Source organism: Acinetobacter sp. YH12052 (genome assembly GCF_013419835.1).
Taxonomy (GTDB): domain Bacteria; phylum Pseudomonadota; class Gammaproteobacteria; order Pseudomonadales; family Moraxellaceae; genus Acinetobacter; species Acinetobacter amyesii.
The window spans coordinates 57,835-73,700 of the sequence record NZ_VOZI01000010.1; the positions used below are offsets into that span (position 1 = coordinate 57,835).

Here is a 15,866-nt window from a genome sequence, read left to right on the forward strand (position 1 = left end):
ATTTCACCTACTTGGCTTAGGCAAATCCCATTGAGTCCCCTAATTAAACGCAATTGTCCAACGCCAAAGCGGATACCGTATGAGCTCCCTGAATCCCACCCTAATTACCTTTCTCTTTTATATTGTCGCCATGGTCGTGATCGGTTTACTTGCATACCGTGCGACCAGTAACTTTTCTGACTACATTTTAGGTGGCCGCCGACTAGGGAGCTTTGTCACTGCCCTTTCTGCAGGTGCATCAGATATGAGTGGTTGGTTGCTCATGGGTCTTCCGGGGGCGATTTACCTTTCAGGTTTATCTGAAATGTGGATTGCAATTGGTCTGATCATTGGTGCTTGGCTCAACTGGTTACTTGTGGCAGGTCGTCTCCGTGTACATACCGAAGTTCAAAATAATGCCCTGACCCTACCTGACTATTTCTCAAATCGTTTTAACGATCAAAAGAAAATCTTACGTATCGTGTCTGCTGTGATTATTTTGATTTTCTTCGCAATTTACTGTGCTTCAGGCATGGTTGCAGGCGCTCGATTATTTGAAAGTATGTTTGGTATGTCGTATAGCACTGCGCTTTGGATCAGTGCCATCGCAACAGTGAGCTATGTGTTTATTGGTGGCTTCCTTGCTGTCAGTTGGACCGATACCATTCAAGCGGGCTTTATGATTTTTGCCTTGCTACTTACCCCTATCGTGGTCATGTTGTCATTCTCTGATTTAAGCCAGTTCACTCTGGCACTAGAAGCGGCACGCCCTCAAGCGATGAATGTATTTGCTGACTTAAGTTTTGTCGCAATCATGTCTTTATTGGCATGGGGCTTAGGCTATTTTGGTCAACCGCATATCTTAGTGCGCTTCATGGCAGCTGATTCTGTTAAATCGATTCCCAATGCACGTCGTATTGGTATGACATGGATGACGCTCTGCCTCGGTGGCGCAGTTGCAGCAGGCTTCTTCGGTATTGCTTATTTCCAACAGCATCCAGAACTGGCAGGTGTCGTTACAGCAAACCCTGAAACGGTCTTTATGGAATTGACTAAAATTCTATTTAACCCATGGGTTGCAGGTATCGTATTGGCTGCGATTTTAGCTGCGATCATGAGTACCCTCAGCTGTCAGCTTTTAGTCTGCTCAAGTACATTAACTGAAGACTTTTATAAATCATTCTTACGCAAAAATGCTTCACAAAAAGAATTGGTTTGGGTCGGCCGTATTATGGTGTTAATGATTGCGTTGCTTGCGATCTATATGGCGGGTAATCCTGACTCTAAAGTCCTTGGTCTCGTCGCATATGCATGGGCAGGCTTTGGTGCTGCATTTGGCCCACTGATTATCATGTCATTGTTCTGGAAACGTATGACACTCAATGGTGCTTTAGCCGGTATGGTGGTTGGTGCTGTTATGGTTATTCTATGGAAAAACCTCTGGGGCGATACAGGCGTTTATGAAATTATACCGGGCTTCATCTGCTCACTCATTGCAATCATCATTGTGAGCTTAATGGGCAAAGCACCATCTGCCGAAGTCACTGAAAAATTTGAAGAAGCAGATCGTATCTATAAAGAAAGTATTTAAGACCAATAGCACTTAAATTTAATTTCTAAGTTTTAATATCTGCAAAAAAGGACGCCTAGCGTCCTTTTTTTATCATGTCATCCATTTAGATATTCCGTAGATGGTTTATTTACTTCTGTTCCAAATGTACAAAATATAAAAAAGCCCACAACATGTTAAATGTTGTGGGCTAATGTCATTACTACGTCATATTAACTTTGACGTTTTAATAAAAACTGAGTGATCTTGTGTAATTCTGCTGCATCTTCTGCAAAATAATCCAAAGCTTGAAGCGCTTGTGCATGTAATTCTTCTGCATAAGCTTGCGCTTGATCGAGGCCCATTAGCGCAGGATATGTCGATTTATCCACTTGTTGATCTTTACCCGCTGTTTTACCCAATGCTTCAGTGTCAGCAATAATATCTAAAATATCATCTTGCACCTGAAAGGCTAAACCAATCGCTAGGCCAAACTCACGGAGTTTAGGAATGGCTTGATCTGTGCCATTAAATATTGTCACTGCAGCCATCATGATTGCAGCAGAAATTAAAGCACCAGTTTTATTTCGATGAATGTTTTCCAGTTCATCCTGACTGACATGCTTGCCTTCCGCTTGTAAGTCTAGGACTTGTCCATTGACCATTTTTGAAGTTGCAGTCGCTAAAATTTGCATTTGCTTCAAGATGATCGGCGCTTCAACGGCTGGGCCTTGATCAAAGAGACGGCTGCCTAAAACTTCAAATGCCATCGATTGTAAAATATCGCCAGCAAGTAAAGCCGTATCTTCACCAAAAGCCACATGACAGGTTGGTTGACCACGACGGAGTAAATCGTTGTCCATACACGGCAAATCATCGTGTGCCAATGAATAACAATGAATAAATTCGATTGCCACCGCAGCACGGCGTACGGCTGAAAAATTGGTATTGGGTTTTAACGCTGCTGTTGCATAACAAAGTGCCGGTCGAACGCGTTTTCCACCCAACATCACAGCATGATACACCGCCCCTTTTAAGGGTTCTGGAATTGAAAATGCATCAAGTGCTGTCAGTAAATCCTGCTGAATACGCTGCTGCGCTTCTGTCAGGGCATGTGTGGAAACGTCTGTTAAAGAAGACACATTCACCTCAAATACTTTAAATATTTAACTGCTTCGTTCATTAGCAAATCGACTGCCAATGTTTTCTGTCAATTTTGACCTGTTGCATCATACTGCTTTCTCAAATCTTTCTCTATGTTACGGCCTAAATCTATGTATTTTTCCCACAGTCTGATGGTTTTTTAAATGTTGTTTCATCAAATAGCGCCACATTTTGTCCATCATTAAAACAGGTACAATTTTTCGAGCCTTTCTTGGCTTGATATAAAGCCTGATCGGCACGTGCCAATGTTTCAAAAAATGACTCTGTACCATCCCACAAGGCCACTCCGCATGAGATACTCAGTTGTAAAGCCTTATCCGCATAATTCATCGAAGAAGCATAGATTTGCTCACAACATTGTTGTGCAATCGAACATGCAGTCGATATAGCCGTGCGTGGCAAAATCATTGCAAACTCTTCCCCACCCATGCGATATATTTGTGCATCTGCGAGTTGACTAATTTGCATCCTTAAAAGCTGCGCACTTTTTCTTAAAACTTCATCGCCAAACGCATGACCGTAGATATCATTGATTTGCTTAAAATTGTCTAAGTCGAGCATCATCAAACAAATTTCATCGGCTTGTTCAACCGCGAAGCTTTTTTGCCACTGAGAAAGGTCTAAATCAAAACCTCGTCGATTTTTTATCCCTGTCAAATAATCAAAATAAACTTGTTGTTCGAGTTGTTGGTTATGTTTCAACAGTGATAATTCGAATTGCTTTAAATTTGTAATGTCCGCACAGCACAACAACACATATTCCAAATCGCCACCTTGTTGAAACTTTGGTTTGAGCGTGAACCAATAATGCCGTTCATTTTCACTATACATAAAGGGTTCAATGCTATCGTTCTCTAAACAGCGTAAATCAAACTCAGAACATGTAGCTTTGGTTTTTTGCTGCATCACAGACACGTGATTTAATACGATCTCTTGTAAGTCTGACTGAAATCGATGTTTAAATATTTGATTGGCGCATATCAGCTCAGCTGTCGCAGAAAATAGCGCAGCAGGCATTGGCAACGCTTCTAATACAGCCAATTGTTCAGTAGGTAGGTCCGATTTTATTAAGTCTTTTTTAAGCATGGTTTCGCTACTTTTTTAAGGGTAAAGCTACGCAAAATGCTAACAAAATTAATCTGACATAAATCACAGAAACTTTCTAATATTAAATGCAGTTCATATTATATAAAAATATATACCAATTCATGATTTGCTTATTCATATAAAAGATAAAGGCGAAAAAAAAGCCCCTGCAAAGCAGAGGCTGATTTCAAATGAGATGTTAAATGCTTAATCTAAACTATCCGCAGGTATGCGCACCCAGCCTTCCATTAAGACACGCGCACTTCGGCTCATCACGGCTTTTTTAACGACCCACTGACCATTTTCATAAATTGCTTGCGCACCTACACGTAGCGTCCCAGATGGATGTCCGAAACGCACGGCTTCACGCTCCCCACCACCCGCGGCTAAGTTCACAAGCGTCCCCGGTATCGCCGCAGCTGTACCAATGGCAACTGCCGCTGTGCCCATCATGGCATGATGCAGTTTCCCCATCGACAAGGCACGAACCAATAAGTCCGTATCTTGTTCTGAAATTTGTTTAGAACTCGAAGATGTATAGGCTTTCGGCTTTGAAACAAATGCAATCTTTGGGGTATGTTGACGTTGCTCTGCTTCAGCAATATCTGAAATCAAACCCATTTGCTGCGCACCATAAGCACGGATTTTTTCAAAACGGGCCAATGCCTTAGCATCACCGTTGATCGCATCTTGTAGTTCAGTGCCGACATAACCAATATCTTCTGCATTTAAGAAAATCGTTGGAATACCTGCATTAATGAATGTTGCAGGGAAACTGCCTTCATCGGGTACGGTTAAGGTATCGACCAAATTCCCTGTAGGGAACATAGCGCCGCCATCTTCACCATCATCTGCGGGGTCTAAAAATTCAATTTGAACTTCGGCTGCTGGGAAGGTCACACCATCTAGTTCAAAATCACCGGTTTCTTGTACTGCACCATCAGTAATAGGTACATGCGCAATTATGGTTTTTTGAATATTGGCTTGCCAAATGCGAACCGTACACAAACCATTTTCAGGAATACGTGATGCCTCAACCAAACCATTTGAAATGGCAAATGCACCAACCGCTGCTGTTAGGTTTCCGCAGTTACCACTCCAGTCGACAAATGCTTTATCAATCGACACTTGTCCAAATAGATAGTCTACATCATGCTCAGGCTGTGAACTTTTTGCCAAAATCACGGTTTTACTGGTACTTGAAGTCGCTCCACCCATCCCATCAATTTGTTTGCCATAAGGATCTGGACTGCCAATCACACGTAATAAAAGTTGGTCGCGAACTTTTCCAGCTTGTTGTGCTGCAAGCGGCAAATCATCTAGCTTGAAAAATACACCTTTACTTGTACCACCACGCATATAAGTCGCTGCAATCTTAATTTGGGGAGCAAAACTCATTTTTATTGAATCCTTAATCTTTATCATTGTGTTTTGGCAGAGCGTTCTTTTCTGCGCTTTTGCATCATACAATGTTTAATTGAAGTTTTAACAATCACATGACTTAAGTATAAAAAAACAACATTTGATACCTTTTCCATATAAAGCCAAGTATAAGAATTTCAATTAAAATAAAATTAATCTATTGATTCATAAATTTTTAATTCAGCATTTAAAACAAAAATTAGGTTATCAAACATATAAATATTTTTCATAAATTTTGAGCTACTAGGCTATTCATTCTCTATACATTACAATTACCAAAATTAAACCATTCTCGGGAAGAGTAACTTGACTACCAATTCCTCCGAACTCAAGCGTGGCTTAAAGAATCGTCATATTCAATTGATTGCCATGGGTGGTGCAATTGGTACAGGCTTATTCTTGGGCTCAGCGCATGTGATTCAATCTGCTGGACCATCCATCATTCTCGGCTACGCCATTGGCGGTCTGATCGCCTTTCTAATTATGCGTCAGTTGGGTGAAATGATCGTCCATGAACCTGTAGCAGGTTCATTTAGCCATTTTGCATATAAATATTGGGGGAAATTTCCAGGTTTCTTAACAGGTTGGAACTACTGGATTCTCTATATTTTAGTGGCAATGACAGAACTCACCGCTGTTGCGAAATACATCAATTACTGGTGGCCTCATATTCCAGCATGGGCATCTGTACTGTTCTTCTTCGTGATCATTACTTTAGTAAACTTAGGTAATGTGAAGTTTTATGGTGAATCTGAGTTTTGGCTGTCGATTATTAAAGTCACTGCAGTTATTTCTATGATCGTATTTGGTTTGTATTTGCTACTGACTGCAGATGCCAACTCAACAGCATCATTTACCAACTTATGGAGTCAGGGCGGCTTCTTCCCAAATGGTTTTGAAGGCTTATTCTTCATGCTGGCTTTCTTGATGTTCGCCTTCGGTGGTATTGAACTGATTGGTATGGCGGCAGCGGAAGCTGAAAATCCAAAAGAAACTATTCCTAAAGCGATTAACCAAGTTGTTTTTCGTATTTTGATTTTCTACGTGGGTTCTTTAACTATTCTATTGTCACTTGTGCCATGGAATCAGCTTGAACTAGGTGGTCTAGACAAAAGTCCATTTGTGATGATCTTTAGCCAACTGGGTATTGATTGGGCTGCACATTTACTGAACTTCATTATCTTAACTGCAGCACTGTCTGTTTATAACAGCGGTATGTATGCCAATAGCCGTATGCTTTACAGCTTGGCGAAACAAGGTAATGCACCAAAAGTTTTCGCAAAAACCAACAAAAGTGGCGTGCCAATTCCAGCAGTATTACTTTCTGCTGTCCTGATTTTCGGTTGCGTACTCTTAAACTACTTTGTACCTGAAGATGCGCTGGGTCACTTAATGTATGTGGTGGTTGGTGCACTTGTCCTTAACTGGGCGATGATTACCATGACTCACTTACAGTTCCGTCGTGCAAAACGTATTTTGAATTTTACAACGTCTTATCCTGCACTTTGGGCACCAGTCAGCAACTACATCGTTCTGATCTTTATTGCTTTAGTTCTCTTTATTATGTGGACTCAGGGCTTTATGGAATCTGTTCTAATGATCCCTGTTTGGATTACAGTCATGTTATTAATGTTTAACTATCTTAATCCTAAAGATTTGAGCGACATTGACCCCAATGAAGTTCATAAAGACTAAGTAATTTAAAAAGTTATTGTTTCGGCAATAACTTTTTTTTTAGCTAAAATAGGAGTACATTAGCCTCCGTCTTGCGCTCTTAGCTTAACTGGATAGAGCAGTTGCCTCCTAAGCGACCGACGTGGGTTCGAGTCCCGCAGAGCGCACAATTTCTGAGATATCCCTCCTCCCTGTATTTGTAATCCCCCATATACCAATAAATATAAAGAAAGAACCTTTCACACTAAAAACCCATCAATTACAGTTTTTAACTTAGTTATTGTTTTTACAAAGATTACTGTTCAAAGACTATTTTTAAGAACAGTTAAATAGCGCTTTAAAATGTGCTAACCACCTACCTCTCAATGCAAAAAACGACACATAGTATGGTCCATAAGGCCAAAAAATCAATTTATGACTGCTCATATCAAAATTTTTTCAATTTTTTTCTAGGTTTAGAAAATAATGCGCTAAATGAAAATATTAAATAATAATCAAAATGTTATATATACTAATTAGTACTTTTACTCTAAAAATAGCAACTTTTAGCCATATTTTTCAATCTAGAGCATTTACTCTTATTTTAATTGTGCTATTTTTGTCACATGGAGTAACAATTAAGCCTAAGAGTATTAAGAAGTTTTCCATAACGAATATATGCAGTAACCATAAAAATCAAATTCGTATCTCAAGGAATGACGAAGAATGAAATTAAAAACTTTAGCTACAGCCATGATTCTTGCTTCAGTTCCAATGACAGGTGCTTTTGCTGCAGCAATGGACCGTTCAGGCCAATCTATGTCTGCATTCTTACAACCAGGAAATTATTTTGAAGCAGGTATTTCAGTTCTAGATCCTACAGTTTCTGGTAAAGAAGCTGGTGAAACAGCTACACGTCGTAATATTGAAGACATGGGTGATGATTATTACTTCCCTTCAGCCGCATTAAAACTACAATTAACAGATAAATTTTCATTCGGTCTTCTATATGACCAACCATTTGGTGCCGCTGCTGAATATAAAGGTAATAATGCTTTTGTTTCACAAGTTTCTGACACGATATTACCTCAACCACTATTAGACAGCATGGTTCGAAATGAAGTTACTCAAACTTTAAATCAACTTACAAGTACACAAATTGTAGGTTTAGCAGCGCAAGGCTTGCTTACACAACAAGGTATGTCTCCAACAAACCCAGCTTATAATGCTACTTTACAAGCAACCGTGACAGGTATAATCACTCAAGCAGGTGGTAATGTTGATACAGCTGCTGCTGCAGTACGTCCACAAGTTGAAGCTGGGGCATTTACTCAAGGTCAACAGCAATTACAACAACGTTTAGATAATGCAGGTGTTGCTCTAGGCCAAGGAAATACAAAAGTTTCTGTAGACACTCAGAACTTAGCTTTTGTTTTTGGCTTCCAACCTACGCCAAATTGGAACATCTATGCTGGTCCTGTTTATCAAACAGTTAAAGGTAGCGTAAGCCTACGTGGTCAAGGCTATAGCATTTTTAATGGCTATGACTCAAACATTAAAGAAACTGGTGATCTTGGTTGGTTGGCAGGTGTTGCTTACCAAATTCCAGAAATTGCACTTAAAGCTTCTTTAACATATCGTTCTGAAATTGACCATGAAACGACAATTCGCGAAACAATTCCAACTGCTGGCGCGTTAACGCTACTTGGTCAAAACCCTGCAGATGTAGTTGGAGCTAAGGGCACTTCAACGATTACTACACCTCAGTCTGTAAACCTTGATTTCCAATCCGGTATCATGGCTGACACCGTTGCATTTGCAAACGTGCGTTGGGTTGAATGGTCAAATTTCGCAATTCGTCCATACCAATTCGGTTTAATGTCTGAAGCAGTTGGACAATTACCAGCAGTTAACCGTCCGAACGGCTTTAACTTAGTTGAATATTCTGAAGACCAAATTTCTGCAACAGTTGGTGTTGGTCGCAAACTTAGCGAACAATGGGCTGGTAACGTATCTGTAGGTTGGGACTCAGGTGCTGGCAACCCTGTATCAACACTTGGCCCTACTGAAGGTTACTGGAATGTCGGCTTAGGTTTACAATTTAGTCCTGCACCGAATTACTTCATTGCTGGTGGCGTGAAATACTTCATGCTCGGTGATGCAAAATCTCAAACAGCTGCTCAATTTGGTGAAGATAGCCGTATTGTTGGTGAATTTGAAGATAACGATGCTTGGGCATACGGTTTAAAAATCGGTTACCGCTTCTAATTTAAATATGATTAGGGCCATAGTTCGCTATGGCCCTAACTTTTTATTCTTTCCCTATCTTGTTTGATCAAACAATAAACATTTAAATTTACTAAAACATTTATCAAAAACTAAGCTTTTTACTCTAATTTTTCATTTAAAAATCATAAAGATAATTATCAAGCACTAGAATAAACACTCTAGTCATGCTCATTTTTTAACTTCCCTAGTTCAATTTTAGAGTAGCAACTCTTATTTACTGTTTTTCTATTTATGTTACTTTCCACACATTGAAATAACATCAAAAGTTACAAACAGGGAAAAGTATGCGCTTAAATCACCTTAGCTACGCAATTTTACTTACCGCTTTACCAACAGCATCATTATTTGCAGCAGGTCTAGATCGTTCAGGCCAGTCAATTTCTGCATTTTTACAACCTGGTAACTATGCAGAAGCAGGTATCACTGTTCTAGATGCAGAAGTAAAGTCAAATGAACTTAATGTCGATGACATGGCGAAGTCATATTACTTCCCTTCCGCTGCTGTCAAAGTACAAGCGACTGACAAAATTTCACTAGGTTTAATTTACGACCAACCATACGGTGCAGAAGCTGAATATGATGCTGCATCGCAAGTATTTGGTAATGGTGCTCAAGGTACATCTGTAGATGTTAAAACTGAAAGCTTAACTGCCCTAATTGGTTACCAACCAAACGAAAATTGGAACTTTTATGCAGGTCCAGTTTGGCAAACTGTAGAAGCCAATATCAAACTACGTGGTGCTGCTTATGGTGGTAATGCCAAACTTGGTACTTATAACATCGAAATGGAACGTGAAGAAGCTTATGGCTGGTTAGCAGGTGTTGCTTATTCGATTCCTGAAATTGCATTAAAAGCGGCTATTACCTACCGCTCTGAAATTGAACATAATACAAAATCCAATGAAACTACGCTTCTACCGTATCCATCTTTAAGTGCGCTGACATCATCTGTTGATGCAACAACACCTCAATCAGTTAACTTAGATTTCCAAACAGGTATTGCTAAAGATACGCTAGCATTTGCCAATGTTCGTTGGGTACATTGGAGCCAGTTTGCGGTTAAACCAACTTTACTTGGTAACGTAAGTTCAATTCCAGCACCTCATGTCCGTCAAAATCTTATTGATTACTCAGACGACCAATGGTCAGCTAATGTTGGTGTAGGCCATAAATTTAACAGCAAATGGTCTGGTTCTGCATCTGTAGGTTACGATTCGGGTGCTGGCAACCCTATTACGACTTTAGGCCCTGTTGAAGGGAATTGGAATGTTGGTCTAGGTGGTCAATATAGTCCTGCTGAAAACTATTTCATCCAAGCAGGTGTTAAATACTTCTGGTTAGGTGATGCTACTGCTCAAACTGGTGGTAATCCAGTAGGTGAATTTGAAGATAACCATGCGCTTGGCTATGGTTTGAAAATAGGCTATCGCTTCTAAGTTGTTAGAACAGCTTTGCATTAAACAAGAAAGGGCGCATAAGCGCCCTTTTCTATAACCAGCTATACAGAATTAAGCTGGAATATCACGAACTGAAGCATTACGAATCGCTTCTTTTAATGCAGCATAGCCATGAATTGGTGGGAATTGTGGAAATTCTGCAATCACATTGTCAGGCGCATCAAATAAGAAACCCGCATCTGCTTCACCAAGCATCGTCGTATCGTTATAAGAATCACCTGCTGCAATCACCCGGAAGTTTAACCCATGCAATGCTTGAACGGCTTTACGCTTTTGATCAGGTTGACGAAGCTTATAAGCTGAGATCATACCATTTTCATCAGTTTCTAATTTGTGGCAGAAAATCGTTGGCCAACCAAGTTGCTGCATTAATGGATGTGCAAACTCATAGAAAGTATCTGAAAGAATAATCAATTGAAAATGAGTACGCACCCACTCTACAAACTCTTTTGCACCTTCAAATGGCCCCATATCTGCGATTACGTCTTGAATATCGTTTAAACCCAAACCGTGTTGTTTTAGGATATTTAAACGCTGAGTCATCAACACATCGTAATCTGGAATGTCACGAGTCGTTGCTTCAAGTTCTTTAATGCCTGTTTTTTTCGCAAAATTAATCCAAATTTCAGGTACTAAAACCCCTTCTAGATCTAAACAAACGACTTCCATGCACTCTACCCTCTGTTATGTGAAAAAAATTTTTTCAATATCATAGCGGAAGAATAAAAAAATGCATTGTTCTTTTTTAAATCTATTTTTTTCATAAGTATCTATTTTTTAGTGATAAGTGTGTTTTAGCATTTCCATTAAAATAGTTCTGAAATAAATTAATATAGGTTTTAACGTTCCAAGCCTATAGCCAGGACATTCATGACTACCATCCCTACTATTGACCTTGTCGATGCACTTGCATCTGAATATGCAGATAAATCACCTTCTGAGATTATGAAACTTGCGCTTAGCCAGCAAGGTGAAGTTGCGATTTCCTTTTCTGGTGCAGAAGATGTTGTACTGATTGATCTTGCATCGAACTTAGGGATTCCTTTTCGTGTATTTAGTTTAGATACCGGTCGCTTACACCCTGAAACTTACCAATTTTTAGATACTGTCCGTAAACATTATAAAATTGATATTGAAATCTGTTTCCCAGAAAGTGATGCCGTACAAAAACTGGTAACAGAAAAGGGCTTTTTTAGCTTCTATCAAGATGAACATAAAGAATGCTGTGGTATCCGTAAAGTACAACCTTTGCGTAAAAAACTAGCCACTTTAGATGGCTGGATCACAGGTCAACGTAAAGACCAAAGCCCAGGCACACGTAATGAAATTCCTGTGGTACAAGCAGACCCCGGTTTTTCAGGTCCGGGCAAGCAATTGATTAAATATAATCCTTTGGCAAACTGGTCTAGCGCTGATGTCTGGAACTATATCCGTCTAATGGAAATTCCATATAATCCACTACACGAACGAGGCTTTATCTCGATTGGCTGTGAACCATGTACTCGACCTGTTTTACCGAATCAACACGAACGAGAAGGTCGCTGGTGGTGGGAAGATGCAACCCATAAAGAATGCGGCTTACACGCAGGCAACATGAAAAAATAAAGATCACAAAACCACTGCATAGCAGTGGTTTTTTTCAACGCATCGATACACATAATTCCGTATCATTTCAACGTAAAAACGCTATACTGCAAATGACAATTTAATAATTCTAACAATGCTACTCATACATGAGCAGCTGTAGAAATTGCAGTGAGGCAATCAACGCTATGCGTCCATTACATCCTATTGATTTCATATTCTTAAATTTAGAGAAACGGCAACAACCGATGCACGTAGGTGGTCTATTTTTATTTCAGATCCCTGACAATGCACCAGATACTTTTATTCAAGATTTAGTCGCAGATATTCGTAATTCAAAATCCATTCCTATTCCTCCTTTTAACAATAAACTCAACGGCTTCTTTTGGGATGAAGACGAAGAGTTTGATTTAGATCATCACTTCCGCCATATCGCACTGCCGCATCCCGGTCGTATTCGTGAACTTTTGACTTATATTTCTCAAGAACACAGTGCGCTGATTGACCGTGCAAAACCGCTTTGGACTTGCCATATTATTGAAGGCATTGAAGGCAATCGTTTTGCGATGTACTTCAAAATCCACCACGCGATGGTCGATGGCATTGCAGGTATGCGTTTAGTTGAAAAATCACTTTCGCATGACCCAGATGCTAAAAGAATTGTGCCACCATGGTGTGTAGAAGGCCCTCGTGCAAAACGCCTGAAACAGCCTAAATCCAGTCGTATGAAAGGTCTGTTATCGACCATTAAGGGACAACTTGACTCAACTCCACGAGTTTTGTACGAACTGTCACAAACAGTAATGAAAGATATGGGGCGTAACCCAGATTATGTGTCTAGTTTCCAAGCGCCGAGTTCAATATTAAACCAACGGGTTAGTTCTTCTCGTCGTTTCGCTGCTCAGTCTTTTGAATTTTCACGTTTGTCACATATTGCCAAGTCACTCGGCGTAACAATTAACGATATTGTGCTCGCAATTTGTTCAGGCGCATTACGTGAATATTTAATTACACAAAATGCTTTACCTAAAAAGCCATTGATTGCCATGGTGCCTGCATCAGTTCGTACCGATGATTCAGATATGTCAAACCGTATTACCATGATTTTGGCCAATCTTGGAACCCATAAAGAAGATCCGCTAGAACGGTTGAAGATTGTGCGTCGTAGTGTGCTCAATGCCAAAGAGCGCTTTAAGCGGATGAACTCGAATCAAATTTTAAACTACAGTGCTTTTGTCTACAGTGCAGCAGGTTTAAATATTGCATCAGGCTTCATGCCAAAACGTCAGGCCTTTAACTTGGTCATTTCGAATGTTCCCGGCCCACAAGAGCCGTTATATTGGAATGGTGCACGTTTAGAAGCGCTCTACCCAGCGTCTATTGTTTTGGATGGTCAAGCGCTTAATATCACCATGACCAGCTATTTAGATAAGCTTGAAGTTGGTTTAACCGCATGTCGTAATGCGCTTCCAAAAATGCAAAATTTACTAACGCATTTGGAAGAAGAAATTCAACGATTTGAAGCTATTGTGAACCAAGATTCCCCAAAGTTACAGGCGGTTAGCTAACCGCCTGCATCATATTTTTGTAATCAGTTTTACAGCAGCTTTAATCCTACTGAAAGCTAGAAAACCGTCTACATTAAACGACTTAGACGGTTTTTTAGTATTTAACTTTGTTTGATTTTTAGGGTAAATATATATCAGCTAAAATTTAGGAGAACAAATCCGTTGTTATTGTTTAATTACGACTTGTAGATACGCACTGATAATTAAGTTTATTTTCCATTCTTTATAACCATTCTTTATAAAATTTTAGCGCATTAAAAAACTTAGAATCGCGCGTTAGCACTTTAACCCTCTGGATTACATTATTTATATTTCAATATTTAAGCTTTGATAGCTCGGCACTGTTTAAGTAACTGATGACAAGCAGAACGAATCATAGACGCTGTAATTTGAACTTCATTACCACGTTCATCCACGATATAACCTGAATGGATCGCTTTTGCTTCAACAACAGTTTTAAGACCACTTTTCATTACTGTTTTACTAACACCCATAGTACACCTCTTTTTGCTAAACCATTTTCAAGTCCAATGCAGGAAAATGGCTTTGGCTATTTGATGTATCTAGTATTCAAAATAACAGTTCAAAAGTAAAATCTCAGTTGTAACAAGTGTTTAACGATATTCTGTTACAATTTCAGCTCAGAATGATATCGTATTGCTCTTGCGTATATAAATTTTCCACTTGGAACTTGATCACACGGCTAATAAAGTGCTCTAAATCAGCTACCGCAGGTGCTTCAGCAGTTAACAATCGGTCAATCACCGACGGATGTGCCACCACGGTAAAGCCACTTTGTGACTCATAAGCACGTGCATATCTCAAGATTTCACGGAAAATTTCATAGCAAACTGTTTCAGCCGTTTTCACATAACCACGCCCCTGACAGGTCGGGCAAGAATCACAAAGAAGATGCTCCAAAGATTCACGGGTGCGTTTCCGAGTCATTTCCACCAAACCCAGCTCAGACACTTGAGTGATCTTGGTTTTAGCATGATCGCGCTCAAGCATTTTCTCAAACTGGCTCATCACTTCTTCACGATGATGTGCTTCTTGCATATCAATGAAGTCAATAATGATAATCCCGCCCAAGTTACGTAGTCGGAGCTGACGTGCAATGACCTGTGTGGCTTCCATATTGGTTTTAAACACAGTGTCTTCAAGCGAACGACCACCAACGTAGGAGCCAGTATTGACATCAATCGTGGTCATCGCTTCAGTTTGATCGATCATCAGGTAGCCGCCAGACTTAAGTGCTACACGTGTCTGTAAGGCTTTCTGAATATCTTCTTCGACATTGTACAAGTCAAAAATTGGACGCTCACCCGGATAATGCAGTAAGCGATTTTGCATACTCGGTACAAATTCTTGGACAAACTCTTGCAATTTGCCATGCACTTCGCGTGAGTCGACCTGAATTTTAGAAGTATCTTCATTGGCCAAATCACGGATGACGCGTTGAGGTAAAGGTAGCTCTTCAAAAATCAAAGATGGTACGACAATACTGCGTTGTTTACGTTGAATGTATTCCCACAGTTTTGCTAAATAGGCCATGTCCTGCGCAATTTCACATTCAGGAATACCTTCGGCAGCAGTACGAACGATGACTGAACCCGGTAAGTTGTGTTCCTTTTGAATGCGTTCAATCATGCTACGCAAGCGATCTCGTTCTTCTTCAGACTCAATGCGCTGAGAAACACCGGTATGACTGCCATATGGCATTAAAACAAGGTAACGGGAAGGAATAGAAAGATCAGTTGATAGTCGTGCACCTTTGGTACCCAACATATCTTTCATGACTTGTACGGTGAGTACTTGCCCTGGTTGTAACAGCTCAAAAACATTCGGGGTTGGTTGATTGCGCTGCCAGACCATATCATTGATATGTAAAAAAGCCGTTCTCGACAATCCAATATCAATAAAAGCAGCCTGCATACCCGGAAGCACGCGAACAACTTTCCCTTTATAAATATTGCCCACTAACCCACGCTTCACGGTGCGCTCAACAAATAATTCATTGACCGTACCGTTTTGAATCAACGCCACCCGACATTCCATCGGTGTGACGTTAATCAACAACTCGTCAGACATATCAAAACTCAAAACATTATAAAA

General features: G+C 40.0%; 12 protein-coding genes and 1 tRNA gene. 7 read left to right on the top strand and 6 right to left on the bottom strand.

Annotation, left to right across the window (positions count from 1 at the left end; translation table 11 throughout):
- The first annotated feature begins 79 nt into the window (after positions 1-79).
- Entirely contained in the window at positions 80-1,570 is a 1,491-nt protein-coding gene (putP, locus tag FTU06_RS09060) for a sodium/proline symporter PutP (protein ID WP_078193047.1), read from the top strand.
- 191 nt (positions 1,571-1,761) lie between these two features.
- Here the strand turns inward: putP and FTU06_RS09065 are convergent, their stop codons facing one another.
- The 3 genes from FTU06_RS09065 to prpF all read right to left on the bottom strand — a co-directional run bounded on the left by FTU06_RS09065 (position 1,762) and on the right by prpF (position 5,176).
- Complete coding sequence (locus FTU06_RS09065) at positions 1,762-2,670, bottom strand: polyprenyl synthetase family protein (RefSeq protein WP_180146155.1); 909 nt, start codon at positions 2,668-2,670, stop codon at positions 1,762-1,764.
- Positions 2,671-2,800: 130 nt separating this feature from the next.
- Entirely contained in the window at positions 2,801-3,778 is a 978-nt protein-coding gene (locus FTU06_RS09070) for a GGDEF domain-containing protein (RefSeq protein WP_180146158.1), read from the bottom strand.
- Positions 3,779-3,985: 207 nt separating this feature from the next.
- Positions 3,986-5,176: a 2-methylaconitate cis-trans isomerase PrpF gene (prpF, locus tag FTU06_RS09075; protein ID WP_168379031.1), complete on the bottom strand. Its 1,191-nt coding sequence runs from the start codon at positions 5,174-5,176 to the stop codon at positions 3,986-3,988.
- Between the two features lie 330 nt (positions 5,177-5,506).
- Here prpF and FTU06_RS09080 point away from each other — a divergent pair, with 330 nt between their 5' ends.
- The 4 genes from FTU06_RS09080 to FTU06_RS09095 all read left to right on the top strand — a co-directional run bounded on the left by FTU06_RS09080 (position 5,507) and on the right by FTU06_RS09095 (position 10,578).
- On the top strand, positions 5,507-6,895 hold the full coding sequence (locus tag FTU06_RS09080; protein ID WP_078189974.1) for an amino acid permease: 1,389 nt from the start codon (positions 5,507-5,509) through the stop codon (positions 6,893-6,895).
- 73 nt (positions 6,896-6,968) lie between these two features.
- A tRNA-Arg gene (locus FTU06_RS09085) sits at positions 6,969-7,041 on the top strand.
- Between the two features lie 538 nt (positions 7,042-7,579).
- A complete protein-coding gene (locus FTU06_RS09090) occupies positions 7,580-9,121 on the top strand; it encodes an outer membrane protein transport protein (RefSeq protein ID WP_168379032.1) in 1,542 nt (513 codons plus the stop codon).
- A 305-nt stretch (positions 9,122-9,426) separates the two neighbouring features.
- Positions 9,427-10,578 carry an OmpP1/FadL family transporter gene (locus FTU06_RS09095; RefSeq protein ID WP_180004312.1) on the top strand — a complete coding sequence of 384 codons (1,152 nt, stop codon included), beginning with the start codon at positions 9,427-9,429 and terminating at the stop codon, positions 10,576-10,578.
- Positions 10,579-10,650: 72 nt separating this feature from the next.
- On the opposite strand, the gene thrH is transcribed toward FTU06_RS09095, so the two are convergent.
- Positions 10,651-11,268 carry a bifunctional phosphoserine phosphatase/homoserine phosphotransferase ThrH gene (thrH, locus tag FTU06_RS09100; protein ID WP_078189978.1) on the bottom strand — a complete coding sequence of 206 codons (618 nt, stop codon included), beginning with the start codon at positions 11,266-11,268 and terminating at the stop codon, positions 10,651-10,653.
- Positions 11,269-11,469: 201 nt separating this feature from the next.
- Here thrH and FTU06_RS09105 point away from each other — a divergent pair, with 201 nt between their 5' ends.
- Both FTU06_RS09105 and FTU06_RS09110 read left to right on the top strand, forming a co-directional pair.
- Positions 11,470-12,204 (top strand): phosphoadenylyl-sulfate reductase, encoded by a 735-nt coding sequence (locus FTU06_RS09105; RefSeq protein WP_168379034.1) that lies wholly within the window; start codon positions 11,470-11,472, stop codon positions 12,202-12,204.
- 167 nt (positions 12,205-12,371) lie between these two features.
- Positions 12,372-13,751, top strand: a complete 1,380-nt coding sequence (locus FTU06_RS09110) for a wax ester/triacylglycerol synthase family O-acyltransferase (protein WP_180146161.1) — start codon at positions 12,372-12,374, stop codon at positions 13,749-13,751.
- Between the two features lie 320 nt (positions 13,752-14,071).
- On the opposite strand, the gene FTU06_RS09115 is transcribed toward FTU06_RS09110, so the two are convergent.
- A complete protein-coding gene (locus FTU06_RS09115) occupies positions 14,072-14,245 on the bottom strand; it encodes a PA1571 family protein (protein ID WP_168379036.1) in 174 nt (57 codons plus the stop codon).
- A gap of 142 nt (positions 14,246-14,387) precedes the next feature.
- A complete protein-coding gene (gene rng / locus FTU06_RS09120; protein ID WP_078189981.1) occupies positions 14,388-15,842 on the bottom strand; it encodes a ribonuclease G in 1,455 nt (484 codons plus the stop codon).
- Between the last annotated feature and the right edge of the window lie 24 nt (positions 15,843-15,866).

Excerpts from the sequence above, each read along its gene's own strand:
- putP (WP_078193047.1), top strand. The coding sequence starts at position 80 with ATGAGCTCCCTGAATCCCACCCTAATTACCTTTCTCTTTTATATTGTC.
- FTU06_RS09070 (WP_180146158.1), bottom strand. The coding sequence starts at position 3,778 with ATGCTTAAAAAAGACTTAATAAAATCGGACCTACCTACTGAACAATTG.
- prpF (WP_168379031.1), bottom strand. The coding sequence starts at position 5,176 with ATGAGTTTTGCTCCCCAAATTAAGATTGCAGCGACTTATATGCGTGGT.
- FTU06_RS09090 (WP_168379032.1), top strand. The coding sequence starts at position 7,580 with ATGAAATTAAAAACTTTAGCTACAGCCATGATTCTTGCTTCAGTTCCA.
- FTU06_RS09095 (WP_180004312.1), top strand. The coding sequence starts at position 9,427 with ATGCGCTTAAATCACCTTAGCTACGCAATTTTACTTACCGCTTTACCA.
- thrH (WP_078189978.1), bottom strand. The coding sequence starts at position 11,268 with ATGGAAGTCGTTTGTTTAGATCTAGAAGGGGTTTTAGTACCTGAAATT.
- FTU06_RS09105 (WP_168379034.1), top strand. The coding sequence starts at position 11,470 with ATGACTACCATCCCTACTATTGACCTTGTCGATGCACTTGCATCTGAA.
- FTU06_RS09110 (WP_180146161.1), top strand. The coding sequence starts at position 12,372 with ATGCGTCCATTACATCCTATTGATTTCATATTCTTAAATTTAGAGAAA.
- FTU06_RS09115 (WP_168379036.1), bottom strand. The coding sequence starts at position 14,245 with ATGGGTGTTAGTAAAACAGTAATGAAAAGTGGTCTTAAAACTGTTGTT.
- rng (WP_078189981.1), bottom strand. The coding sequence starts at position 15,842 with ATGTCTGACGAGTTGTTGATTAACGTCACACCGATGGAATGTCGGGTG.